Raw genomic sequence first — 24153 nt, forward strand, 5'->3', positions numbered from 1 at the left:
CACCCACCCCGGCCACCACCCGGCCACCGACAACGAAAAGGGGCTGCAGCCATGAGCTCGCTGCTGAACGAGAGCGACCTCCTCCACGAAAGCACCGTGGTGTGGCTGGAGAACCCAGACGATCTCGACTACGTGCGCCAAGCACTCGACAAGACCGCCCGCCGTCGCGGCAAGCCCCGCTACGCACGAGACGGCCGCATGGTCGGATACAGCGAACTCGACGAAAACGCCGAAGCCGATCCCGACAGCGGCCTGCAACTTCGACGCGTCTTCTTCCTGCTTCCGCACGACCGGGACACCGAACCGGACGGCCTCTACCAGGAAGGCGCCCCCGGCGAAGCGGTCGACCCACGAACCATCGAGCCACGCCGGGTAGGAGAGAAGACTCCCCGCTCCCAAGGCGGCCCCGGCGCGGCGATAGCCGCCACCGCAGTCAAGACCGCGTAGTTCTGGCCCAGAACTACGCCTGGTACGGCTCTCCAGGACGCAGGAGCATCTGCGCCCGGCCGAGTCGCCTCCCAGGTGCGGATGCGGCCACGGTTCAAAGCCCGGCGGCAGGTCTTCGCCCGACTCCGGGAGACAGAGGGCGCGCTCTTGCGCGCGGACGGCCGAAACAATGGCGCGGTCGGAGGCTACGACCGGGCCGCGTACCAATTCCACGTCCCCCCACGTCCTGGCCGAACTCGGGCATCGAAGCTGCCCACGCCACCTGGGTCGCCTTCCTTGACGACACGCGGCTCTGTCCAACGCGCTCGGTGACAAGCACTTCTCCGCGCTGCGCGCCCACGTCAAGACACAGCCCGGCACGTGGGTGAGGTGTCAGAGGGCCTCCATCCCGTCTTGGAAGTCCGCGGCCCACCCACGGTAGATCTGCTCTGCCAAGGCAAGCGTCGGCACGGTGACCAGGACCGTGGTGGCCGAGCGCTCTCTGGCAGTCTCACGCGCCGAGGCAGTCGAAGAAGCGTTCCCTCAGCACCCGGACGCTGAGATCATTCTCAGCTTCCCCGGCCTCGGCACCCAGCTCGGCGCCCGAGTACTCGCCGAGATCGGCGACGACCGACAGCGGTTCGCCGACGCCCGCGGCCTGAAGGCATACGCCGGCGCCTCGCCCATCAGCCGGGCGTCCGGCAAGAAGTCCAGCATCACTCGCCGCTGGGTGAAGAACGACCGCCTCAACCACGCCGGCTACCTCTGGGCGTTCTCTGCGATCACCGCCTCGCCCGGCGCTAAAGCCCACTACCGGCGACGACGCGACAATCACGCAGACTGGCACGCCGCCGCCCAGCGCAACCTCTTCAACCGCATGATCGGCCAGCTCTACCACTGCCTCCAGCAGGACCAGCGATACGACGAGGCCCTTGCCTTCCCAGCTCCGCCGGACGAGGTGGGCACTGCGGCCGCCTGACCAGAGACCGCCTACTGGCCTGAGGACCGCACCCAGGGAGCGAAGCGCTGATCGGGGCCCGCATCCTCGCGCCAGTACCGCAGGACGGTTTCCTGGACGATGTCGAGCCGCTCTGCGGCGATGAGGCACGAGACCGGCTCTTGCCCGCCTGCATCGGCCTCAAAGGTGACCACGACGGCCGGCTCCTCGCCGAGCTGACGAGTGACTTTCAGGACCTCGTCCAGCGTCGGTGCGCGGAAGACCGGATCGTGAAAGGCGGATGGGCAACTGACGACGAACGGATCGCCGAAGACGAGCTCCAGGCTGTGGTAGTAGGACAGGTCATGGCCAGCGGCAAGCCTGAGCTGCCCGCCATCCCAGGCGACGACGTCCCAATCCCACCAGGACCCTTCAGGGAGCTGGATCGCAGCATGCGGTCGTTCGACGTGCACCCTCGGCCCCCTCACCCCGTTCGAACAGAACGACAGGCTACACAGCGGCCTGAGGCCCGCAGCTTGACGAGTTAGGACCCTGAGGTGTCTCGTACGCGGTATCGCGGAGGTCCTCGGTGTGCGCGCTCGGGCCGCCGGGCAGCTGGCGGCTTCGGTGGACCTGGGAGCGGTCGGCCAGGGTGACGGTCATCGTGATCGTCCTGGCCGCCTGGCGCCGGGTCCGCAGCCGGTCGCCTAGTTCGACCGCCAGCGACAGCAGCGCGGCGCGGACGGCCCTCGGGGGAGAGGGCGTCGAGGGCGAACCGCCGCTGCGCGGTCGTGCTGTGCGGGAGCTCCGCTGGTACCACCATCCGGCGGTCGATGCCGCGGGCCACTTCGCGCAGATGCCGGCCCGCCCGCCCGCCGAGGACCCGCTGAACGGTGGCCTCCGGCAGCTGCGCCAGCAGACCGATCGTGTGTACCCCGAACTGGATCAGGCGCTGCTCCTGGGTACGCCCGATGCCGTAGAGCTCCCCAACCGGCCGGTGGTGCAGGAACGCGGCCACCTGCTCCGGCGCGGCTCCGGCGGCGACCAACCCGCTGCGCAGGGCGTCCCGGGAGGCCATCGGGCCACCGACCAGGTCGGGCCGACGCCGATCACCACCGGCAGCCCGTACAGCGCCATGGCCCGGGTCCTGATCATCAGCCCGAGTTCGGCCGGGTCCCGGTCGAAGAAGCGGATGCTCCCCGACACGTCCGCCACGAGCACCGATGGCGGGACCTCCTGGACCACGGGGGTCACGTCCGCCACCAGGCCGAGGAGCAGCCGGTAGATCACCGGGTCCACGTCCAGGGGGCAGCGCAGATGCAGGATGGGGGAGTCGGCGCTCGTCGGTTCCCTCTGCTCGTCGTCTACGGCGACACCCCCTGTAGCCATCGTATCGAAAATTTATTCGAACAGGCACGCCGGAAAGCGGAACGGGAGATTCGAACAATAGTACGATGTTGGGGTGATCTACAGAACCCTGCCCCGCCGTGCCACCCCGCGCACACCGGGCCGCACGGAGCTGCCGGCCTGGGAGACCGGCATTCCCGCGGAAGGCCTCCAGCCCCACAAGGAGGCGTAGGCGATGCCAGCCGGACGCGACATCGACTGGCTCCTGCCGCCCGACATCGAGCGACTGCGGACGCTGGAGCGCTGGTGCCTGGTTCTGCTGGAGCTGATCCGCGGCCGCATCGCCGATATTGAACGCCGGGACCGCGTCACCGAAGCGGCCCGCAACGGGCCGGCCGTCACCCCGCTGAACGAATGGAAGCTGGAACACCCCATCGGCAGGGGAGGGCGCATGCTCGCCCATACCGCCGACTGCCGCCTCGCCTCAGGTCGGACGCGGCCCACCACCCGCGAGCAGGCACTCGACGCCCTCCGCCAGCCCCAGGTCGAAACCTGCTCGATCTGCCCCGCTGCCCAAGAACTCGGCGTCACCGACCCCTGAGCCCACTGCGCGCGCCCGGCGCCGGAACGGCGATCAGCCGGCCAGAGATCGGGCCCGGGACCTGGGCAGCCGATCGGGCAGAGCCCCGCCATGCAGACCGCCCCGAGAATCACACCAAGCGGAATGCCCGGCGCACCGCGCGAACGCGTCGGGCGAGAAGCCTGTGGTTGCATGGGAGCGGGTTGGGGCTGGGCTTCAGAGCCCGGATGTGCGTAGTGCTCCGACGAGGAAACCCGATCCGATCACGACGAAGAGGGCGCCGATCCCGACGAAGAGCCACCACAGGAGGCTGCTCTCGGCCGGGAGCGTCCAACGGGTGGGCTTCGCGGCGTCGTAGCGGACCTCGACCCGGGTACCGACGGCCAGGGTCCTGTCCCGGGAGCGGGCTATGTCCGTCCTGGTTTCCATCGCCCGGCCATCGGCGGTGGTCCAGGCGATGACCGGGTGGTACACGGTCGTGCCGGAGCTTCGGAGGGTGATGGTGCCGCCCTCACCCGGCCCCTCCAGCTTCGTCGCCGCGAGGCGGACCACGACGCCGTGGGCCCGAGCCCCCCGCCGGACCAGAGCGCGCACCTGCCACACCTTGCGGTACGCCGCCGCGCCGATGACGGCTCCGGCCGGGATGAAGATCAGCGCAAAGAGCCAAAGAACCTGGGACGTGCTCATGTCGGCTTCTCGATTCGCGGCAGACGTCGACGGATGGGCGACGTGCACCCTCCGCCGCTGCTTCCCGGCGGCCGCAACGCCGGAAGCCGTACGCCTTGCAGCAGTTGATCACACATTCCGCCGCGGCCACGACCCCAGGCCCCCGCCCCCGGCGGGGGTCAGCTCTTGCGGGTCAACGGCTGGTCCGCGAAGCTCACCCCGGACTCCACACGCCCGCCCCGGCGCCGCCGGGACCGGAAGAGGGGGACGGCCCCGGCCTGGTCTTCGAGTGGCGGCTGCCCGACGACGGCCGCCCGGCCGAGGCACAGGCCGCGGCGGCGGTGGAGCGGCTGGAGAGCACCGACCCCACGACATACGCCACGCTGACGGGCGGGAACCGGGAGCTGGCCGAGTCCCTCGGCTACGCCTGGCCGCGGCGGAATTAGTCATCACGCATCTGGTGCCGGCGCCCGGGCTCCTACGTCTTCCCGCGCACCGAGCGTCGGCCAACCGCTGCGCCCGCACACCGCAGTTGGGAACGCCAAGGCGGCTGATCGGCCGTAAGTCACAGGACTGTAGCCTGCGCATGGTCGTCGCTGCGACCCTTCCCTTGCCGTATCTGATCCACGATCGCGCGCAGTTCCGGGTCTGGGGCGCCGTGCTGCTGGGCGTCGAAGAGGCGTTGTGCGTAGGCGGGTGGGAGGTGGACGGTGAGGCGGCGCATGCGGCCGTCGTCGGTGGTGCCGATGGGTGCGGTGTACCCGAACCGGGCCCGGACGACCGGCAGCTTCTCGCCGCCATGGAGCACCACAAGCAGGTCGACCCGGGGATGGCGGCCGTGCTGGCCGCGATCAAGGCCACCGTCAAGGGCGGCATCGGCAAGCTCCGCGAACGCCCCCAGGGACGCCACTACCGCGACGGCGAGCGGTGGCCCGCGCTGGAGCGGCCGACCTGGCGCCCCGACATCAGGGCAGCCATCATCTCCAAGGCGCGGGCGAACATGTCCGGAGTGACGCCGAGGTCGGCGAGTGTGTCGGCGTAGGCGGTCTTGAGGCGGTCGTGCCACGGGTCCAGGTACGCGCCCGTCTCTCTGCGCAGGAACGCCTCGATGGGGGAGACGTCGTGGCCGAGCTCCTGGGCGTAGGCGAGGGTGTGGGTGTGGTACCAGGCCGGCCCGGTCGGCCGCTGCCCGGACGGGGTGAACGGCGAGGGCAGACGCGGGTCCAGCTCGATCCCGGACAGGTCGACCAGCCAGCTGCCGGGGATCTTCTTGTTGAACTTCGGCGCGTGGAAGTGGTCGGGTGCGGACAGGCCGACGACCAGGCGGGCGGAGGCGGCGAGGAACGCGGTGTTCAGGTCGAGGCCGACCGCGTACGGCAGCAGGCACTCCTCATCCGACAGCAGCTGCGGGTCCCGCACCCACTGGAACGCCTCCTCGTCCAGGAACCAGCCCGCTCGCTGTCCAACCTCGGCGTCCGGTTGTCAGACGTAGAGCGTCGCGCAGAAGCCCTGACACCCACCGAGCAGGCGGTGGAGATCTACCGCAGGCTGGCCGCTGGCAACCCCTCCGCCTACGAGCCCGACCTCGCCCGCTCGCTGTCCAACCTCGGCTCCCGGTTGTCAGACGTAGAGCGTCGCGCAGAAGCCCTGACACCCACCGAGCAGGCGGTGGAGATCCGGCGCAGGCTGGCCGCCGACAGCCCCGCCGCCTACGAGCCCGGCCTCGCCCGCTCGCTGTCCAACCTCGGCATCTGGTTGTCAGACGTAGGGCGTGGCGCAGAAGCCCTGACACCCACCGAGCAGGCGGTGGAGATCCGGCGCAGGCTGGCCGCCGACAGCCCCGCCGCCTACGAGCCTGACCTCGCCACCTCGCTGGCTGTCATGGCAACGCTCACCGCGATGGAGGGTGACCCTTCCGAGGCTCTACGACTAACGGCGGAGGCTGCGGAGCTCTACCACCGTCGTATCGCCACGACGCCCACCCTGCTCCCAGAACTTCATGCCGTGCTGGAGCTACAAGCATTGGTGCTCGACGAGCTTGGCCGCCGGGAGGACGCGGAGACAGTGCGCCGCTGGCTCGGGGAAAATCCGCTCCCACCCGATTCTCACAATTGAATCTCGAAACCGGCGCGTTGTGCGAGGCACTTCTGAGAGACAGCCGCCATGGATCTCACGCCCGATCAGGCCGCATTGGCGGTAGAACGCCCAACTGCCCGAACTGTGAGGCGCCCGCCGGCAGCGCCTGCCGGACCCCAGTCTCTCGTCGTCGCCGAAACCGAGGTCGACACCGCCCAGATCGCGATGAAGAACGGCGATCAGCTGTGGTTCGCCGGTCCCCATGCCGCAGGACTGGCGGTCGGACGCCTCCTGCCCGGCGCCGCAGCGCCCCAAGGCCGCTTCGCCCTCAAACGACGCCGCGCCCGCGCTCTGGCCAAGTCCGAACGCCAACCATCCGAGCACCTTCTCGACCCCGCCCAGCTGGAACTCTACCCGGCCCCGCCCCGGGATTGGACCCGTCTGGACCCCAGCACGCCGCCCGCCCTCACCGCTGCAGCAGACAGCCTGGTCACTGACTTCACCTCCTACATGCGCAGCCGGGGATGGAACACCGACTTCTTCAACGGCAGCATCCGAACCCTGCGCATCGTGACCGGGCACCTCGGCGCCGAGGCTCCCATCCAGGAGTGCGACATCCGGGCCCTGGCCTCCATGAGCGCCGACCTCCAAGGCGCCCGCGTCATCAACTACCTCCGCCAACGCGGCCTGCTCGCCACACAACCGCCCACCGACCCCTGCATCGCCCGCGCCCGGCACCACGCCACCGCCATTACCCGCCCGGCCTTCTCCACCGCGGTGCACACCTTTATCGACGTACTCCTCGGCCAGGGCAGCACCTCCAGCCGGGCCCGCAGCCCCAAGACCGTCGAGAACTACGTGGGCGCCATCCTGGCCACCCTCGAAGTGTGGATCGCCGACGGGATCACCGATCCCCGCGAGATCAGCAGGAAACACATCGAGGACGTCCTGGAGCCGCTCCGCGGCGACCAGGCCCGCCGCCTGCACACCGCACTGCGCTCCTTCTTCAGGGCCCTCAAACGCGAACGCCTCGTCTTCCGAGATCCGGCTCGCAGCGCCTCCCTCACCAGCAGCCGATCCGTGCCGACGGCGCTGCCCTCCGACCGCATCGCCAGTCTCCTGGACCGCCTCGGCGACCCGCGCGACCGCCTCATGGTCGCCCTCGTCGCCGTCTACGCCCTCCTCCCCGGACAGCTCGCCCACCTCCGGCGATCCGACCCTGACAGCTCCAACCCCCACTTCTTCGTCACCCGCAATACCGCCGTCGACGACTCCGGCCCGCCCATCAGCGCTGGCGTGGTCCAGTTGCTCTTCCAGCGAGTCGGCCTGCCTGCCAGCCGGCTGCGCGTGGACCGCATCGTCGACGAGGCACGCCACAGCGCCGACCCCGTCCGATTGATGGAGCTCTTCGGTCTGTCCAACCTTTCTGCCACCCGCTATGTCCTGTCGGCACACCCGGAAAGGAAGACCAGCCCTATCGTCCCGTAAGGCGCCGCTGTGAGGGAGGCCAGGGGCAGGGCGGTAAATGTTTTGAGAGTTTCCGTTGGAGCCCGTGCTCGTTGAGGTGCCGAGTTCAAGGCGGTCCAGTATTTGAAGGATGCAGTCAACTGGGCGAGTTTCTGCAGATCCAGTGCAGTGACTCATGAAAAACGCCAGAGGCCCGACTGGGCATTCCCAGCCAGGCCTGGGCGTTTGTGCGGCGGTCCTCACCGACGAAAGGAGGCCACTGAGCGGGTCCGCCCCACTGCCTTGCCCGGGGTCTTTCTGGCTCCACCTTCGGACCAGCCCGCACTGCGGACTCCAGGGGCAAAGGGGGTACGCAGCCGGTCCTCTGCCGAGTCAGGTCAGGAGAACCTGACTGCCTTCCACTGCTGGAGGACGGTGTCGACCGCAGGGATGCGCCGGCCGCTGGTCGCGTCGTGGCCTGCGAAGCGTCGTTACAGAAGTCAGGGTCGTGGACGGGCCCCAGCGAGCTGGCGGCGCCGCCTCGGGAAGACAGTGTTCCAACTCTGAGCTACTCTCCTGCGCCAGCTCACGGCCGCGCCGCCAGTAATCGAGGGTGCTTAGATAGTCAATGGATATACGCGTACGCTCACGTCCGGCATGAGGATCTCCCAGGTTGACGATGATGCCATCGGAACCACCGTTTCCACTCCAGCCGGAGTCTCGATCACGCCATCTGTCAAGGCATCGCCCAGCCATTCAATTCGGTGGGCCAGAATGGACAGTATGGCCAAACCGGTCTGAGGTGCTGCGCCGTGAAGGCCGTTGGCTGTGAAGAACTGAGCCCGGGGTGGGTTTTGATTTCTGTCAAGCACAACGACTTTCTCATCGAGGCGCAGAGGACGTCCTAGCATTTGTCTCAGCTTTTGCATACTAAGAAGGCGTGGAGCGTCGATGAGCAGATAGTCGTTGAGTAGGCGGCAGCGCACGACCTCAAGACCATCGATGATGTCGTTGCTAACTCGTAGCATGTCGGCGGTCACGGACCAGGATTGAGTGACTTTGTAGCCGAGTGGCAGCTGGTATGCGGCCGTCCGCGCAGTGACGGCGGCGCCGTCGCCTACGACTTCGAAATGAGCGATTATCTCATGATCGTCTTTCAGTATCTCCCTGTGGGCGGACACCCCTCCCAGCGCTGCCACGGAGTTTCCGCAGAAGACAGCGGTTGCCTGGGAATCGCGGATTTGGAAGCACCGGCAGCGGTTGCGGTCTGCGGGATGGCCGAGTTGGTCGGTTTCAAGAAGAATCATCTTCCCGCGAGCAGCCGGGGCGGGGTCGCGTAGACGGGAATCCAACATGCGGGCCACAGCCTGAGCGTCGTGCGGTTGCCAGTCGTCGAGCGTGGGCCAGTCGCTGGGCAGGATGAACGCAGTACCAACGGTGCGGAGTGATCCTGCACGGTATGTTTCAAAGGAAAAGCCTTGCCCTGCGGTTGGCATCAGTGCCCTCTCTTGCCCTTGGGCGCACCCCAGCGGGCGTCGAAGATTGCCACGCGACACACCACTCTTCTACCAGAAGATGGCGACCAGTATGCCTAGTATCTAGGCGTCAGCGTTGATATGCCGCAGAGGAGAGGGTAATGACCGAAAAGATCGATCCCATCAGCTTTGAGCTGCCGCGGGAACAGGCCAACGCTCTGGAGATCCTGGCCGCCGAGCGCAAGGTTCGGATGACCGGCCAGGTGCTGGATGGACGGCTCGTGGTGGACGCGGTTTCCTTCGCCAACGAGGAGTTCACCCGTCCGATTTTCGTGCCTGTCAACGCACCCTTCGCCACGGCGCGATGAATGTAATCGCCGAGCTGACCCTGCGTGACCTCGGCGCGACTGTACCGGGACAACTGTCCCGGTACAGTCGCGCCCTAGAGGTGGCATGTTCGACCGCGCCGCCGCCGTACGGCACAAGGCGCTACGGCGAGATTTATCGAAGCGCCGCCTCGGACCCCGCTTGGATCGTTGAATCCCTGATCACCAGCGCCGAACGGGAGGCGGATGGTGCCGGTCGCCTGTGGAGTTTGGCGGCCTGCACGGAGGACAGGGGCATCGCCGATCTGGTCAAACAGCACGCCATCGACGAGGCGCGCCATGCTCGTTGGTACATCGCCGTGCTGGACCTTGTGTTCCCCGGTGCTGTCGATCCGGCTGTCCGTACTCACCTGGACGCGGTTCCGCCGGAGTATCACCACGGCATGGAAGCCCGATCCGTTCCTGATTCGCCGTTCGCGCACCCGGTCACGATCGACGATCTCGTGCAGATGAACATCGCCGAAATCCGCACAGCCGTCAATCAGCGGCTGCAACGGCCCGTCTTGCTGGCCTATTGCGATCCGTCCCGACGCGACAAGCTGACTGCCTTGCTGGATCGCCTTCTGCACGACGAGGTCCGGCATGTCGGCTACAGCGCTGAGCTAATCGAGAGGCTGAGCGCCACTGATCCTGCAGCACTGGTTGAACTCATGCTGTCCCGGATGCGGGACTTCAACGAAATCACCTGCGCCGAGGTCGAGGGGCTTGTGTTCCCGCTGCACTGTTCCCGCGAGGAGTGCCGCAGCAGTGCTGTTTGTAGCAACACTGGACGGACTGACACGCCCCCGCAGGGCCGTTGAATCCAAGTGCAGCGGTGAGGCGGAGCAATTTTGGACCTGGGTGAGGTTGAACAGTGGAGCCGTACGGCGGGGGTCTCTGGGCCTCAATTCCTGGTCGTTTATGAGGAGTCGCTAAGCCTCGCTGTATTGCGGCTGATCCACACTGCCCATCGCGAGCGTTTCCAAGGGCCGAGCGCGGTGAAGCAGGATGGAGAGGGAACGTGGCGGCTGGTCACCGGGGCATCCCACACTGCTGTGAGCATCCCGGTCACTGCGCCGCTGCCGCTGGATCGCCTCGAAGCGGCCGGCCCGCCAGCGCAGTGGACGCATGACGGGTGGCGGACGGTCAACACGGCAGGTGAGTTCCTGGAAGCACTCCGACATGCCTGGCCTCAGGCGGAGTCCACCTTCGACCGGATGTCTGAGGACTTCACCAACAGTCTGGCCAATCTCATCCTGACACGCTTGCTCTTCCTGAAGCGGCGCCTGGACGCGCCCATGGTCGAACCGGCCTGTGGCGGTCACAACTACTATCCCTTCCCTGCCCTACGGAGTCCCGTCTCTCTGGCCGATGCCGTCGAGTGCTCCCATGTCACCGGCGAAACCATGCGGATGCCGTTGGTGCGATTGCGTCAACACCACTTCGTATCAGTGGCCCACGCTGATGAAGCAAGCTGCTGGCAGGCATGGTCCGGTAGCGAGGACACGTGGCTCCCAGGAACGATTCCGGTGCACCCCTGGCAGTGGGGCGGCTCAGCAATCCTGCGCGGAGCCTGCGACGTGGGACTCGTCGAACCCCTGGGAACGGGAGTGGTGGCGACTCCGCTGGCATCGCAGAGAACCTGCCGGGTAGAGGCGACCCGACATGACGTCAAACTGCCGATTGACGTTACGTTGACGGCGGAGCGAAGGTTGCTGTACCCCCTTAACGTCCGCAATGCTCCGATGGTCTCCGCTTTGGTGAGATCGGTGCATGAGGCGAGCGGCGACGAGGCGGAATCGGCCATTGGCTTTCAATACGATCTAGCCTCGCTACTGGCGACGGATGACGTGATCGGTAGCCATGTGGCTGCCATTATCAGACAACCGTTGTCATCGTCGAGCGGTGCCGCCGTGGTGCCCGCCCTCCTGTTGTGGAGCGCACCCTGCCTCGCCAAAGGACTTCTCGACATCGGGTCTGGTGCCTCTGCGGTAGATTTTTTCGGCCGGTACTGCCGACTTGTGATGGAAGAGCCGGTGCGATGGTATGCCAGATGGGGGCTGGCATTTGAACCACACCTGCAAAACTCGTTGATCGAGATCCGCAACGGCAGAGCAGTCCGGATGATTCTGCGAGACCTGGACGCCACGATCCTCGACGCCGCACGGGTTCCGGCGCTGCTGAGCAAACATGGACTCCAGCTGGATCCAAGAACCTGGAACGCAATGGCGCCCACGCGTGACGGGGCCCGTAGGTTGCGGCACAGCCTGCACTACGCACACCTTGGCGAGGTGTGCACCTATCTCGTACGCCGACACGGCGCTGACCCCGCTGAGCTAGCCCGCCAAGTCGATGTGACCTGGGATTGCCTGCTGCGCGATCACAGCGGCGCGACCCGGCATCGCATCGACGAGCTGCGTCATCTCTCCTTGCCTGTCAAGCAGTTGCTGGCTCTGCGAATGAGACGATCCATGGAAATGCAATGGGCATGCAGCTGAGGGAGACGATGCGGCCTTTATCGGACGACGAGGCATTTGAACTGGTCGAACTCGGCGAAAGCCTGCTGAACCAGCGCTCATACAGCCCCGACGCTGATCTACACCGTGGGCACGGCGCAGGTTGTGAACGGTTCGGTGGTGCCCGGCGAGGCCAGCGCTTCCGCCCTGGATCGGCAGGTGACAGTCCGGGCACCCGTTGCGCCCACTCATCCCCGGCCAGCAGTCCGGCCGGGTGAGCGGGTGCGGACCGTCGGCGGCGCGACTCACGCCCGGACCGCGTCCGCGTACCGGCCCTCCAGGGCGGCGCCACCCTCGGGGTCGTCGTCCTGGTCTTCGGGGCCGCCGTGGACGGTACAGACGGTGTCCGGGTGCTGGCCGGTGGTGCTGGTGTGTGCGATCCGAGGATCGGTGACGTTGTGGACCGCCGGCCACGCCGGAGGCATTGCAGCCGTAGTACGGGCAGCCCACAAGCAGGTCGAAGCCGAGGTCGCCGTCGACGTCAGTGCGCAGGACGAGGACCAGGCGGTCGGGGCCGAGGCGGATCTCACCGATGCGGTCGCCTCCGGCGAGCGGCGAGTTGTCCCGACACTGCCACAGCGGCAGCACGTCCGCGCCGAAGAAGCGGCGGACCAGTAGCAGGTCACCCAGGCCGGCGTTGCCGTCCCAGCCGACGTTCGGCACCGGTACCCGCTCGACCATGCCGCCGCGCCAGAGACAGGGATCGGTCCTGCGGCGGGCTGGCTTCTGGACCTGGGCTTCACAGAAAATCGCAGCGAACCTACGTCAGATCACACACGGCGAAAGGCAGTCTGCTACCGGTTCCCGACCATAGCCCTCCAAGATTTGTCGAACTCGTTGGCAACCGGTCGTCGGAGACAGCATGATCGAGGCCGCCATCTGCGACGGCGACATCGTCACCGTCCGGCGCCAAGACAGCGCCGACCACGGCGACATTGTCGCTTCTCTGGGGGAGGACTGTGGCACAGCACGGTTCGGTGAGGAACGGTGCAGCTCAGCAGCTACGGGAACGACCGTAGCGTGCACTACAGGTGTGGTGCTATCGCTGGATCGGGTGAGTGGGAGGCGACTCGATTTGGCGTGTGCCGTCGTCTGAAGGCCGCCCCCACAGGCGTATGAGCCGAAAGGGTGTGGACCCTTTCAAGGGAAAAGGGGTGCGGGAGAACCGCACGCACGGTTTGAAGTGGCGGGGGCTGGAAACGGAGCGGAAGCCACCGCGCCAGTCCCCGACCCTACTAGCCGCAGACGGGCCCGGCGGACCGGCCTGGGAGGTATGCCGTCCGTTCTTCGGGAGTGAGGTCGCGGTCGACGGTGCGACAGATCTTCTCGATCGCCGCGGCGGGTTCTGGGAGGGCGACATCGTACAGCTGCACTGTCTTGTCCATGCCAGCGGTGGCAAGGGTCTTGCCGTCGGGGCTGAAAGCCACCGCACTCACCGCATCGCTGTGCCTGGTCAGGATGGTGCGGGTCCTGCCGGTGGTCATGTCCCATAGCCGCGCGTCCAAGTCGTGGCTGGCGGTGGCGAGGCTTTTGCCGTCGGGGCTGAAGGCCACCGCACTCACCAAGTCCTTGTGCCCGGTCAGGGTGGTGCGGGTCCTGCCGGTCTGCAGGTCCCACAGCCGCACGGTGAAGTCGGTGCTGGCGGTGGCGAGGGTTTTACTGTCGGGACTGAATGCCACCGAAAGCACCTGGTTGGTGTGTCCGGTCAGGGTGGTGCGGATCTTGCCCGTGGCCACGTCCCACAGCCGCGCCGTCCCGTCGAGGCCAGCAGTGGCGACGATGTGGCCGTCGGGGCTGAAGGCCACGGAGAGCACCGCCTCCGTGTGCCCGGTCAGGGTGGTGCGAGCCTTGCCGGTGGCCACGTCCCACAGTTGCGCGGTGCTTCCGCTGCTGGTGGTGGCGAGGGTTTTGCCGTCGGGGCTAAAGGCCACCGCAGCGACCCCTATGGTGTGCCAGGTCTGGGTGTTGCGGATCTTGCCGGTGGTCACGTCCCACAGCCGCGCGGTTCCGTCGGTGCTGGCGGTGGCGAGGGTTTTGCCGTCGGGGCTGAACCTCACCGAAGTCACCCACTCCGTGTGCCCGGCCAGGGTGGTCAAGGTCTTGCCGGTGGTCAGGTCCCACAGCCGTGCAGTCCTGTCGGCGCTGGCGGTGGCGAGGGTCCGACCGTCAGGGCTAAAGGCCACCGAGTACACCGAATTGGTGTGCCCGGTCAGGGTGGTGCGGGTGCTGCCGGCGGCCACGTCCCACAGCCTCACCATGTGGTCGTTGCTGCCGGAGGCCAAAGTCTTGCCGTCGGGGCTGAAAGCCACCGAAAGTACCGTGTCGGTGTGTCCTGGCAGGGTGGTGCGGGTCGCACCGGTGGCCACGTCCCACAGCCGTACTGTGTGGTCGACGCCGGCGGTGGCGAGGGTTTTGCCGTCGGGGCTGAACCTCGCCGAAGTTACCTGACCGGTGTGTCCGGTGAGGGTGGTGCGGGTCTTGCCGTTGGCTGCGTCCCACAGACGTGCGGTTCCGTCGGCGCCTGCGGTGGCTAGGGCTTTGCCGTCGCGGCTGAAAGCCACCGAGTACACCGCGTTGGTGTGTCCGGTCAGGGTGGCGCGGGCCTTGCCGCTGGCCGCGTCCCACAGCCGCACAGACTGGTCGAAACCGGCGGTGGCGAGGGCTTTGCCGTCGGGGCTGAATGCGACCGAAAGCACCTGGCTGGTGTGTCCGGTGAGGGTGGTGCGGGTCTTGCCGTCGGTTGCGTCCCACAGCCGTGCGGTTCCGTCGGTGCTGGCGGTGGCGACGGTTCTGCTGTTGGGGCTGAATGCCACCGAGAACACCGCGTTGGTGTGTCCGGTCAGCGTGGCGCGGGCCTTGCCGGTGGTCGCGTCCCACAGCCGCGCGGTTCCGTCGCTGCTGGCGGTGGCGACGGTATTGCCGTCGCGGCTGAACGTCACTGAATTCACCTGGCCGGTGTGCCCGGTCAGCGTCGTACGGGTCTTGCCGGTGGCCGCGTCCCATAGCCGCACGGTCTGGTCGAAACTGCTGGTGGCGAGGGTGAGGCCGTCGCGGCTGAACGCCACGGAGCTCACCCCTTGGGTATGACCGGACATGCGTCGATGCAGCGGGAGGGTTGCGGCGCTTCGGATGCTTTCGATGGCTTCGGGAGTGGGGCTGGTGCGGTATGCCTGGACGGCCAGCAGGGAGGCGAGTTCGGGGTTCGTGTAGATCAGGTTGCTGGACGTGGCGGCGAGCACCCGCGACCGGGCCGCCTCACGTTCCTCCACAGCTGCCCTCCATTGCCATACAGTCCCGCCCACCGCGATGAGTGCCAGGGCCAGCAGCCCGGCAAGCACCCTGGTGCGGCGTTTGCTCCGCCGGGTCAGGGCCTGCTGCCGTTCCTTGCTTGCCGTGAGGAACGCCCGTATGCCGGCGGGGAGGCCGCGTTGCCGGGACCAGTCGAGTCCCTCTGCCAGTGCTGTCCCCGCCAGCAGGTCTCCCGGGTCCTTCTTCGCTGCCCAGCTGGCTCGTCGTGCCCATGCGCGGTCGAGCCATTCGTGGAAGCGGTGGTCCTGGCTGACCCACTCCCGCAGAGTGCCCCAGTCCCGGATGAGCGCGTCGTGGATCAGCTCGGCCACTGGCCGCCCAGGAGGCTCGGCCGGGCGCTGGGTGGTGATGATGCGGTGGCGCGTGAGGGCGGCGATGACCTCGTCGACGGCTTGGTCGTCCTCGGGACCGGCCGCCAGGTCGCGGAGTTCGTCCAGTGGGACCTGTGCACGCGTGGGGGGAATGCGGTGGACGGGGTCGGCCGGCCGGACCAGGGAGGTCAGGATGCGCCGGGCGATGGGCCGGTGCCCGTCGGGCAGCTGGTTGAGCGCGGTTTCGCACCACGTGGTCAGGCTTCCGCCTACCGCCCCGATGCGCCGGTAGGCCTCGTGCGTGAGGTAGCCGTCTTGGCGCCGCTGCCACAGCTGGTTGAGCGCCAGCTCCAGCATCGACAGCACCGTGGCCGGTGCCTGGCGGGTCGTGGTGCCCTCGGGGCTGGTGGCCAGGACATCCGCGAGCATCTGCTCGGGCAGCCCGGGCTGGAAGTGAAGTCCCACGTCCCGGGCCGGCAGGGTGATGATGTCGCGCAGGTCCTCCGGGCTTAGCGTGCCCGGGATGTTGAGGAGTCCCGGCATGGCGGCTTGGAGCAGGCCGGGCGCTTGCGCGGCCAGTTGCGGATAGAAGTCGTCGCGCATGATCAGGATCACGGAGAGATCGGCTGTGGATTCGGCAGCCTGGAGCTGGCCCGCGACGGCCGAACGGTCCCCTCCGCCCTCGGCCGGCTCGGTGAGGAGCTCCTCGAACTGGTCGACGACCAGCAGGACCCGCTCGTAGGAGTCCTCCGCCCGGAGCCTGCGGGTGACCGCGGCCGCTATTCCGCCGGCCGCAGCCCCGGGCAGGCCCGCACGCTCGATCTCGGCCAGCAGGTCATGTCTCGGCCTCGCAATCACGGGCAGCCACCGGTCGCTGCCCGGCAGCTCGCCCACCGCCAGTGCCCGGAGCACACCCGCCTGGATCAGGGACGACTTGCCCGAGCCGGACGGGCCGAGCAGCAGCGTCAGTCTGCGCTGTCCGGCCAGGCCGGTCATGACTTGGCGCACCGCGTCCCTGCGGCCCTCGAACCACCGGGCGTGTTCCGCGGTGAACGATTCCAGCCCCCGGTATGGGCACACCTCCTGCTCGGCCAGCTCTGGCAGGATCTCCCGTAGGACCTGCGTCGGAGTGACGTACGCGATGCCTTGGCCCCGCTGGTGCCTGTCGGGGGCCGTGATCTCGGTGATCATGCCGATGACCAGGCCCGTCACCTCGTCCAGGACGGGTGCGCCGCTGAAGCCGGTGGTGAGGTCGTTGGCGTTGGTCAGCTGGAGGTGTGAGCTCCTGTTCTCGGTGGCCAGCAGTAGCCCGCCGGCCTCGCCGTGGCCGTAGTGGCCGTCCGGCGGGGCCTGGGCGGGAAACCCGAACGAGCGGACCGGGTGGCCTCGGCAGCCGGCCGCCGAGCCCAACGGAAGTGCCGGCACGCCTGCCGGGAGAGTGGCCAGGCGGACGAAGGCCACGTCCTCTCCCTCTTGCGCACGCCACGCCTCCCCGCCCAGAACCTGTCCTTCAACCCAGGGCGCGCCCGCGAGGTGGGGGAAGGCCAGGTGCAGGATCGTCCCGGGGCCGCCTCCCGCTGCCTGGACGACATGCGCACAGGTTGCCAGGAGCCCCTCGGCCACCAGAAAGCCTGCTCCGGCCACCGTGCCGTCGGGGTCGAGGACCTGGGCGACGGCCGAGGGCAAGGTGTTGTCGGCGCCGTTCATCGGCTCAGCCAGGGCGCGTCCATGTCATGGTCACCTTCAGGTGGCAGTTGGCCTGGGTCTTGGTGATCACCGCGCCGGCCTCGACCGCCAGGTCGACGCCGAACTCGACGGCGATCTCGTCCGGGCCAGCCTTGCGGAGCTGGTCAAGGGCGGCGCGGGCCGCCAGGGTGACCGGTTCCAGGGCTCCTTGGAGGCTCACCGGCAGGTCGTGCACGGCGTTGCCCAGGCGCCCGGCCTGTACGGGGCCGGCGAGTGCGGCCGAGCCTTCGACCAGAATGCAGCCCCCGCCCTCCAACGGGATCCGAGCCAGCGGTGCCATCACGCCTCCCGGGACCGGCGAGCTGGAACGGTGCCGTGCCCCGACCGCTTACTGGAGGCTGGACAGGCCACGGACTCCGACGGCGACGGGGTCTTCGCAGGCGCGGGTACGTCGTAGTCGGAGAACTCGGCGCTGCCCCGCTCGCCGCCCTGGCTGCCCTCTACGCGCAGCAGACGCGGGTCGCTTTCCTTGGCGACGTAGTACGTGCTCCGGTCGGCCCCGGAAGGGCTGGTAGCCGTGTTCGCCTGGGTGCCGTCGACCTCGGCTTTCCTGCCGTTCGTCACGCTCTCGGTGACCGGCTCCGACGCGTACCCGCGCTGGAAGCCGGACAGGTCGCAGATGTCGCTGAACTCCCACAGGATGGCGTTCTCGGCCTTGCCGTGTAGCCAGCGGCCGTTGATCAGGACCATCGCGTCCTCCCCGGCCGTTCCGGAGGCCTGGCATTCCGGAATGCAGCGTCCGGCTTCAACATACTTCCCGACCTCGCTTCACGATGTCCGCCGGCCGGCGTTGCCAGGTAGCGCGACGCCGCCCGCGCAGTTGCCGTCCACGTGGAAGCCGAAGTCCAAGGTGGTGCCCGCAGGGTCCTCGACTCGCGCCAGCACGCGAACGGAGCGGTCGTAGTGCAGCCCTCCCCGCCCTTGTCCACGACGCCTCGGCCGTCTCGTCCTCGATGCCGTTCCCCTGCGGGACCGCGAGGCCCACCGCCACCTTTGTGAACCCCGGACATCGCCTCACCTCCGATGGGGAGCGGGCTACACGATCAGACTAGGCCGGGGCAGCGGAACCCGCAGTGCTCCACCAGCTGGCGGGTGCGAGCCGCCCCCGCCGTCGGCCGGATAGGAAGAGCGATCGCCGCCATCAGCGCTCACCCCGCGCGTGGAGCTCCCGGGGCGAGGGGACCCGCTCGATCGCCTTGCGAAGACGCGCCTGGTCCGGGATGAGGTACGGGCGCGCCGACTCCGGGTGCTCCTGCCCCAGCAGGGCCTGCACCTCGTCGAGCCGGCCGCCGGCATCGGCCACGTTGCTGCCGAACCCCCGGCGGGCCATGTGCGGAACCACCCGGCGGGACAGTCGCGCCCGCTGCAGCAACCGCTCGAACAGCTCGTAGACCGGCTCCGGCTTCATCGGCGCCCCCAGCACTCCGCGGAAGAGGTTCACCAGCAGGAAGTCGCTGCCACCCGCGCCCAGGAGTTCGAACCGTTCGGTCGATGTACTGGTCGAAAGCCTGCACGTGGTGCTGATCGTTAGGGCCATCATGTATGTGGTGTTTCCCAAAAAGGATTGGGGGTTCGGTCCGGATCCGCAAGACATCTTGGATGGTGTAGAGGTCGAAAAAGACCGACTGCTGTGGTCGCAGGCCAAGGGGATGGCAAAGGCTGTACGGGATAACGAGAAGGAAATTAACAAAAGAGCCAAAATCTATGGCGTCGCGGTTGTTTTGCTTGGTCTCGAAGCAGTGTATGCAGTGATTATTTCCCTGGTCTCAGTGGGCTCGAAGTAATAGAAACGGATAGGGCTCATGATTCAGAGTCGGAGGCGTGGAGAGGCCCAGCAGCCCGGGGAGCAATCGCCGGAGCCTGGACGGCCCCTTACTGGGACGAATATCTACTACTCGGCTGCGGAGTCAGCCCCTGGAATTCCTCGCAAGGGGTCAAGTCGGGCGGCGGGGGAGCCTGAGCCTGGGAATCCTCGCAAGGGGTCAAGTCGGGCGGCGGGGGAGCCTGAGCCTGGGAATCCTCGCAAGGGGGTTAATAAGGCGATCCTCGTAGAAGCTGTTGCAGACAGGCTTGGCACTCGCCAGGATGCCGTCGATGCAGTTGACGCGGTCCTTGACGCGATCGTCCGCGCGGTTGTGGCCGGCGATCGAGTATCGGTTACAGGGTTTGGCTCGTTCGAAAGGGTTGAACGACCTGCACGTTACGCTCGTAACCCTCAAACTGGCGAGCGTGTCCGCGTGAAGAAGACATCGGCACCCCGCTTCCGTCCGGGACAGGGTTTCAAGGATTTGCTCAGCGGCGCGAAGAAGCTACCGAAGGGTGGCGAGGTAGCGGTACGGAAGGCTCCGAAGGGCAGCCTGGCTGTCTCGGCTGAGAGTCCCGCGAAGAAGACCACGGCCGCGGCGAAGAAGACTGCGGTGAAGAAGACCACGGCCGCGGCGAAGAAGACTGCGGTGAAGAAGACCACGGCCGCGGCGAAGAAGACTGCGGTGAAGAAGACCACGGCCGCGGCGAAGAAGACTGCGGTGAAGAAGACAGCCGGTATCGGGGGTGGAGGCTAATTATAGGTGGGTGCGGCCTGCTCTTTCTCGGAGTGGCAGGTGACCAGCGTGGCGTCGAGGTCCAGAACCAGGCCGGGAAGTTCTCGTCCGCCGGCCCGAGCAGCAGGTATGCCCTTGCCGGTCTCGGCGGCCTGTATCCAGGCGACTTCCCGGGCTGAACCGCGGGCCGCTCGCAGCGAAGCGAGTGCAGCCTCGTCGGTGTCGGCGAGCAACCGCCAAGCCGTGGGCGTGGAGGCGACAGGGCCGAAGACCCCTACCTGGTCCCGCAGTACGGCCAGGTCCGCGATGGCCTCGCCGCCGCCGGCGAGCATCACCGCCAGGTCGGTGGCGATCCGGCCCGGATCATGTCCGGTCCCGCGCGGCCGAAGCGGCCTGAGAGCGGCGGAGCACGCGGCGGTCAGCCCCGTGGCATCAGCGAGATCCGCCAGCAACCGTGTCCCGGCATACCCGACCACACCCGAACCATCTGCACTGACCTGGACCTTGGGACGCAACCCGATAGCCTGCACGTAGAAAGTGCCCTCCGCCTGGACCGACAGAACCCCTCAGCAAGGTTCATTGTCCCAGGTCAGGAAGGCCCTTTCGCGTTTCCGCCCCACAGCCATCCCCAAGTGAAACGGCGAGGCTAGGCGAGGACGGGCTGCAAGGTCTTGGTCCCCGGCTGGTGCCAGGTGCACGCATGAACCCCAAGCGGCCAGAGCCTGCCGGGCCCCGGCCTCCTGGGTGTGATGCGACCGCTCAGCGCCAGTCGATGTCGGTCAGGTCCTCCAGCGGTGTGCGGGCTGCGAGGGATTCGGGCACGGTCAGGGTGTCGGCGTTGCGCAGGGCGGTGGGAAAGCGGAAGCGGCCGCGGCTTTCGACCTCGCTGAGTGCGACCTGGAAGACGCGGAACTCATCGAGGTCGAGGGCTTCGAGCTGGTTGAGGTTCTGGGTGAGCAGGAAGGCCTTGGCCTTGAGCTGGCCCTGCTCGACGAAGGCGAGGACCTTGAAGAATTCGCGGGGGATCTGGCGGTCGCGGTAGATGCGGTCGTCGTCCTGGAAGACCGGTCCGCCGAAGGCGCTCACCTTGAGGTCGTCGATCTCGACTTCGGTGAAGAGTGCGTCTTCGAGCTGCCCCCACAGGCCGCGCTTGCTGGACTGGTTGAAGTCCTCCATCTGGGGGGGGTGATGTTGGTGTAGTGGAAGGAGTCCTTGTTGGCCTTCTTGGCCTCCAGCGGTGCTCCCCACAGAAGGTCGGCGCGGCGGGCCAGGTGCCCGCGGTCGAGAGGATTGTCCTCATACAGCTCGTTGCCAATCTGGGCGTCGTCGGGCAGGCGCGGGTCCTTGACGAACTTGATTCCCTTGCGAGGCAGCTTTTGGAGGGAGGCGCCGTCGATGTTCCAGGCGACCCAGAACGCGAATCCCCTTACGCCGTTGAGCGCGAGGGAGAAGTGGGTGTAGGGAATGACGTCGGTGTCGTTGAGCTGGACGGCATCGTCCTTGACCGCGGCGGTGAGGCGCGGGGTGTCGATGTGGGTGCCGAGGAAGGCGGGGTCGTATCCCTGGACGACTACGGCTTCTTCGATGGAGGGCTGCTGCAGGCTGATGTCGAGCTTTTCGAAGACCGAGCGGGGCAGGCAGGCGAGAGCATGCTCGTCAGGGCTGAATCTTCCCTCGCCACCGAAGTGGAGCCCGGCCACTACTTTGCCCGGCCGGCCGTTGCCTGTTTTGAACATCCACAGGGCGCCGGAGTCGCCGCCCTGGCTGACCTCGCCGTTGGTGGGCGGGGTGGCCGGGTCGGGTTCGATCTCGAAGCAGCCGATGTTCCGCAGCCCGACCCCGTCGCCGTAGTCGAGCTGTGCGAGGGTTTCGATGCGCCGCACGACACCGTGGGTGACGCCGGTGGTACGGCCGCTCTTGACGACCTTGTCGCCGAGTTCCGGCTCGCCCAGCTCTTCCGGCATCACGTCGAGCTCGAAGATGCTGTGGTCGGCGTCCCGGTCTTCGATGGTGGCGACCGCGCAGTCGCCGGCCATACCAAGGTGCGAGCGCTTCAGGATGCCGAGACGGTTCTGGGCGATCCGGTTGTCGTCGTGCGCGCCAGGCTGCACCACCACGTCACCCAGCTCGCCGTCCGGGCCGTGCAACACGTGCCAGTTGCTCAGCACATAACGGGTGCCGTCGTTCTTGTCGAACACGATCGCCCCGATCGTGCCGGCCGACACCTTCACGTGCCCGACGCTCACACCCGGGACGATGGGGTCCAGGCGCCGTTTGCGGCCCGGGGTCTCTGCCTCGGGCACCACAAGGAACTGAGGCTTGTAGCTGCGCTGCAGGACATCGGTCGGCACGTCGACCCCGTCGACCCTGATGGTCTCCGGAATCGGCGTAGTATCCAGCGCCTCCAGCTCGTGTCCGTCGGCTTTCACACCGACCGTGAACTGGAGCGTGAGCTCCTTGGTCTGCTTGCCTCCCTTCTTCCGGTAGCCGATACCGATGCTGGTCACATTCGGGTCGGTGAGGTAGTTCGGACCCTTGGCCCGGATGAACTGCCGGAGGGACTCGACGAGCTTGTCCTGTTCGCGGGCGGTCTTCGACGTCGCACTCTTCTTCTTGGCGGCGACCATGGATGATCCCTTCACGAAGGTGTACGGGCACGTGCCGACCTGGGGTGGCGCCGCTGGGCCCTCCCGGGCCGGCTGGGCGTGCGAAACGCTCGCAAGGTCCTTCGGACCACGGGGAGCGGGGGTGCCAGGCCACTGCGGCATAAAGCCACAGTCACCCCATAAGCATCCAATGAATCAGAAGGTGACTTTCCGTAAGGCAGTAACAGACCGTAAACACTGTTGTCCTCGGCCGCGCCTGCCCCACGACTCTGGCCAGCCCGTGAGAGAAAGGGGTGCCGCACGGATGGACCACGGCGTGTCGACAGGCTCCGAACAGCACACCGCCGAACACTCGCCTCAAAGGGAGCCACAGCGCCGGAACACCAGGACGAACCGATCGAGATCCAAACAGAGCACTACGGCGACATCAACCGGCTTCAGCTGGCCATCGTTCCCGAGGCATAGCAGCCAAGCACTCGCGCCAACCGCATGATCGACCGGACAAGTCCTACTCGCCGACGTGTCGGTGACGGGGCGAGAGCGTGACGGGTGGAGCCCGCTGCAGTTGGTGCCCGCATGGCGTGCGTCCGGCAGCGGATCACCCTCGCCGTGCGCGTCGGGAGCCGACGCCTCGTCCTGGAGGTCGGATGCCGCCCGACCCGTGACCGTCGTCCCGGCCCGACCGAACGGGCCGGGACATTGCCCTTATATGCGTCAGAGAATGCGCCAGGCGACGGCGTAAGGCTGAGCGAACCGGCTGATCCGGTGAGCGCTGACGACGACCTCGGCCTCCCCGGCGGGGATGTCCCGCCAGTGGACCTGCTCGACGTTGTTGACGCGGTCGAAACCGGGACCCGTGCCCATGTTGCCGTGGCGTTCCTGACCGTCCGCGCGGACGATCAGGTCGAGGTCGTTCTGCAGGGCCGCCCCGGGTGGGTCCGTCCAGACGAGGGTCACCTTCAGAGTGCGGGCCGCTCCCTCCGGAACGGTGATGAGGAAGGCACGCTCCTCCCCCTGGTCCAGTTCCCCGGCGTCGCTGAAGCCCGCCCGGCCGGCGTCTGTCGGCAGGACGACGGCACGCTGGAGGTTGACGAGGCCGAAGCCGGAGCTGTTGTTCGGCGACGGGCCCGCCTCGCTGGGGACGTATTGGCCGGCCAGTTCGTCGGCGCCGTTGATCAGCATGGCCTTGATGAGCGCGGCGCTGGGCTTCGGGGTGCCGTTCTTCACGAGCGTCTCGCGCAGCACCGCCACACAGCCGGCCACCAGCGGGGTGGCCATGCTGGTACCGCTGACGAACATGAACGCGGGGTCCGTGGAGACACCGAAGTCCGTGATCTCCGGCGCCAGCCGCGAGCGGGCGGACAGGATCGCCGTGCCGGGGGCGACGACATCGGGCTTGAAGCGTCCCTCCTGGGACGGGCCGACGTCGTCGGTGTCCGCCGGAACGTGACATGGGGCGGTGGACTGCGTGATGCTGGTCAAGGTCGCCTGTCTCCTGATCGCCTCGGGAACCGGTGGCCGTCGCCGGGCCGGGGGCGGTCAAGACTGTGACGGTGCCTGTCGCGAAGGCCCCTATCGGGACACGGCCCCTGCCCGGCGGCAGCGAGTACCGCCTCGAGCAGTGGCCGACAGATCAAACTCAAGGCACCAGGGCCAGTCGTATCGCGAGTCAGGCCACCGCCGGAAGCAGCACCCCAACATCCTCACAGTCGTACCGGGTTGCGACTGCCCTGTGCTGTTTCAGCTTCCCGATGCAGCGTTCGACGGTGTTGCGCTGGCGGTACTGCTCGCGGTCGAAGGCTGGCGG

21 protein-coding genes and 8 pseudogenes are annotated in these 24153 nt (G+C 67.5%); 13 read left to right on the plus strand and 16 right to left on the minus strand.

Features of this window, described 5'->3' with window-relative positions:
- Window positions 1-51 precede the first annotated feature (51 nt).
- Window positions 52-447 (plus strand): DUF6009 family protein, encoded by a 396-nt coding sequence (locus PV721_RS23900; protein ID WP_319727611.1) that lies wholly within the window; start codon window positions 52-54, stop codon window positions 445-447.
- Between the two features lie 496 nt (window positions 448-943).
- A pseudogene (locus tag PV721_RS23905) lies at window positions 944-1405 on the plus strand (IS110 family transposase); the annotation flags it as partial.
- A gap of 11 nt (window positions 1406-1416) precedes the next feature.
- Here PV721_RS23905 and PV721_RS23910 read toward each other — a convergent pair.
- From PV721_RS23910 to PV721_RS44005, 3 genes and pseudogenes are all read right to left on the minus strand, one after another.
- A complete protein-coding gene (locus PV721_RS23910) occupies window positions 1417-1836 on the minus strand; it encodes a hypothetical protein (protein ID WP_319727612.1) in 420 nt (139 codons plus the stop codon).
- 37 nt (window positions 1837-1873) lie between these two features.
- Complete coding sequence (locus PV721_RS44000) at window positions 1874-2221, minus strand: hypothetical protein (RefSeq protein WP_416371166.1); 348 nt, start codon at window positions 2219-2221, stop codon at window positions 1874-1876.
- A gap of 31 nt (window positions 2222-2252) precedes the next feature.
- Window positions 2253-2441: pseudogene (locus PV721_RS44005) on the minus strand (hypothetical protein); the annotation flags it as partial.
- Window positions 2442-2945: 504 nt separating this feature from the next.
- Here PV721_RS44005 and PV721_RS23920 point away from each other — a divergent pair.
- Window positions 2946-3311: a DUF6233 domain-containing protein gene (locus tag PV721_RS23920; protein WP_319727614.1), complete on the plus strand. Its 366-nt coding sequence runs from the start codon at window positions 2946-2948 to the stop codon at window positions 3309-3311.
- Window positions 3312-3506: 195 nt separating this feature from the next.
- Here the strand turns inward: PV721_RS23920 and PV721_RS23925 are convergent, their stop codons facing one another.
- Entirely contained in the window at window positions 3507-3977 is a 471-nt protein-coding gene (locus PV721_RS23925; RefSeq protein ID WP_319727616.1) for a DUF3592 domain-containing protein, read from the minus strand.
- Between the two features lie 104 nt (window positions 3978-4081).
- Here PV721_RS23925 and PV721_RS23930 point away from each other — a divergent pair, with 104 nt between their 5' ends.
- Complete coding sequence (locus PV721_RS23930; RefSeq protein WP_319727618.1) at window positions 4082-4402, plus strand: hypothetical protein; 321 nt, start codon at window positions 4082-4084, stop codon at window positions 4400-4402.
- Window positions 4403-4521: 119 nt separating this feature from the next.
- Here the strand turns inward: PV721_RS23930 and PV721_RS23935 are convergent.
- A pseudogene (locus tag PV721_RS23935) lies at window positions 4522-4731 on the minus strand (XRE family transcriptional regulator); the annotation flags it as partial.
- 3 nt (window positions 4732-4734) lie between these two features.
- Between PV721_RS23935 and PV721_RS23940 the strand changes: the two are divergent.
- Window positions 4735-4959, plus strand: a pseudogene (locus PV721_RS23940) (transcriptional regulator); the annotation flags it as partial.
- On the opposite strand, the pseudogene PV721_RS23945 reads toward PV721_RS23940, so the two are convergent.
- Window positions 4956-5408, minus strand: a pseudogene (locus PV721_RS23945) (transcriptional regulator); the annotation flags it as partial. The pseudogenes PV721_RS23940 and PV721_RS23945 sit on opposite strands and share 4 nt — an antisense overlap.
- 78 nt (window positions 5409-5486) lie before the next feature.
- On the opposite strand from PV721_RS23945, the gene PV721_RS23950 reads away from it, so the two are divergent.
- A complete protein-coding gene (locus PV721_RS23950) occupies window positions 5487-6071 on the plus strand; it encodes a tetratricopeptide repeat protein (RefSeq protein ID WP_319727619.1) in 585 nt (194 codons plus the stop codon).
- A 105-nt stretch (window positions 6072-6176) separates the two neighbouring features.
- On the plus strand, window positions 6177-7520 hold the full coding sequence (locus PV721_RS23955; RefSeq protein WP_319727621.1) for a site-specific integrase: 1344 nt from the start codon (window positions 6177-6179) through the stop codon (window positions 7518-7520).
- 575 nt (window positions 7521-8095) lie between these two features.
- Here PV721_RS23955 and PV721_RS23960 read toward each other — a convergent pair.
- Window positions 8096-8974 carry a hypothetical protein gene (locus tag PV721_RS23960; protein ID WP_319727622.1) on the minus strand — a complete coding sequence of 293 codons (879 nt, stop codon included), beginning with the start codon at window positions 8972-8974 and terminating at the stop codon, window positions 8096-8098.
- Window positions 8975-9114: 140 nt separating this feature from the next.
- On the opposite strand from PV721_RS23960, the gene PV721_RS23965 reads away from it, so the two are divergent.
- From PV721_RS23965 to PV721_RS23975, 3 genes are read left to right on the plus strand one after another with little or no spacing between them, the layout of a single operon-like run.
- Complete coding sequence (locus PV721_RS23965) at window positions 9115-9321, plus strand: hypothetical protein (RefSeq protein ID WP_319727623.1); 207 nt, start codon at window positions 9115-9117, stop codon at window positions 9319-9321.
- Window positions 9318-10139, plus strand: a complete 822-nt coding sequence (locus tag PV721_RS23970) for a hypothetical protein (RefSeq protein WP_319727625.1) — start codon at window positions 9318-9320, stop codon at window positions 10137-10139. Before PV721_RS23965 ends, PV721_RS23970 begins: the two co-directional genes overlap by 4 nt.
- A 30-nt stretch (window positions 10140-10169) precedes the next feature.
- Window positions 10170-11816 carry an IucA/IucC family protein gene (locus PV721_RS23975; RefSeq protein ID WP_319727626.1) on the plus strand — a complete coding sequence of 549 codons (1647 nt, stop codon included), beginning with the start codon at window positions 10170-10172 and terminating at the stop codon, window positions 11814-11816.
- A 263-nt stretch (window positions 11817-12079) separates the two neighbouring features.
- On the opposite strand, the gene PV721_RS23980 is transcribed toward PV721_RS23975, so the two are convergent.
- Window positions 12080-12259 (minus strand): hypothetical protein, encoded by a 180-nt coding sequence (locus tag PV721_RS23980; RefSeq protein WP_319727628.1) that lies wholly within the window; start codon window positions 12257-12259, stop codon window positions 12080-12082.
- Window positions 12260-12681: 422 nt separating this feature from the next.
- Here PV721_RS23980 and PV721_RS23985 point away from each other — a divergent pair.
- Window positions 12682-12783: pseudogene (locus PV721_RS23985) on the plus strand (LexA family protein); the annotation flags it as partial.
- Between the two features lie 286 nt (window positions 12784-13069).
- Here PV721_RS23985 and PV721_RS23990 read toward each other — a convergent pair.
- The 4 genes from PV721_RS23990 to PV721_RS24005 all read right to left on the minus strand — a co-directional run bounded on the left by PV721_RS23990 (window position 13070) and on the right by PV721_RS24005 (window position 18740).
- Entirely contained in the window at window positions 13070-17161 is a 4092-nt protein-coding gene (locus tag PV721_RS23990) for an eIF2A-related protein (protein ID WP_319727629.1), read from the minus strand.
- A gap of 4 nt (window positions 17162-17165) precedes the next feature.
- Window positions 17166-17480, minus strand: coding sequence for a CU044_2847 family protein (locus PV721_RS23995; RefSeq protein WP_319727630.1), 315 nt, complete (start codon window positions 17478-17480; stop codon window positions 17166-17168).
- Window positions 17480-17890 carry a hypothetical protein gene (locus tag PV721_RS24000; RefSeq protein ID WP_319727632.1) on the minus strand — a complete coding sequence of 137 codons (411 nt, stop codon included), beginning with the start codon at window positions 17888-17890 and terminating at the stop codon, window positions 17480-17482. The genes PV721_RS23995 and PV721_RS24000 overlap by 1 nt, the downstream gene beginning before the upstream one ends.
- Before the next feature lie 451 nt (window positions 17891-18341).
- Complete coding sequence (locus PV721_RS24005) at window positions 18342-18740, minus strand: tyrosine-type recombinase/integrase (protein ID WP_319727634.1); 399 nt, start codon at window positions 18738-18740, stop codon at window positions 18342-18344.
- A 7-nt stretch (window positions 18741-18747) separates the two neighbouring features.
- Between PV721_RS24005 and PV721_RS24010 the strand changes: the two genes are divergently transcribed.
- Both PV721_RS24010 and PV721_RS24015 read left to right on the plus strand, forming a co-directional pair.
- Complete coding sequence (locus PV721_RS24010) at window positions 18748-18984, plus strand: hypothetical protein (RefSeq protein WP_319727635.1); 237 nt, start codon at window positions 18748-18750, stop codon at window positions 18982-18984.
- Between the two features lie 258 nt (window positions 18985-19242).
- Window positions 19243-19737, plus strand: a pseudogene (locus PV721_RS24015) (HU family DNA-binding protein); the annotation flags it as partial.
- Between the two features lie 26 nt (window positions 19738-19763).
- On the opposite strand, the pseudogene PV721_RS24020 reads toward PV721_RS24015, so the two are convergent.
- The 4 genes and pseudogenes from PV721_RS24020 to PV721_RS24035 form a co-directional block, all read right to left on the minus strand.
- A pseudogene (locus PV721_RS24020) lies at window positions 19764-20300 on the minus strand (transposase); the annotation flags it as partial.
- Between the two features lie 199 nt (window positions 20301-20499).
- Window positions 20500-20916, minus strand: coding sequence for a DNA/RNA non-specific endonuclease (locus PV721_RS24025; RefSeq protein ID WP_319727636.1), 417 nt, complete (start codon window positions 20914-20916; stop codon window positions 20500-20502).
- On the minus strand, window positions 20823-22367 hold the full coding sequence (locus PV721_RS24030) for a DNA/RNA non-specific endonuclease (RefSeq protein ID WP_319727637.1): 1545 nt from the start codon (window positions 22365-22367) through the stop codon (window positions 20823-20825). Before PV721_RS24030 ends, PV721_RS24025 begins: the two co-directional genes overlap by 94 nt.
- Window positions 22368-23060: 693 nt before the next feature.
- The gene (locus tag PV721_RS24035; protein WP_319727639.1) at window positions 23061-23828 is read right to left on the minus strand and encodes a S8 family serine peptidase; all 768 of its coding nucleotides are present in this window, start codon (window positions 23826-23828) and stop codon (window positions 23061-23063) included.
- Window positions 23829-24153: the final 325 nt, after the last annotated feature.

Source organism: Streptomyces sp. MB09-01 (assembly GCF_033794505.1).
GTDB lineage: Bacteria > Actinomycetota > Actinomycetes > Streptomycetales > Streptomycetaceae > Streptomyces.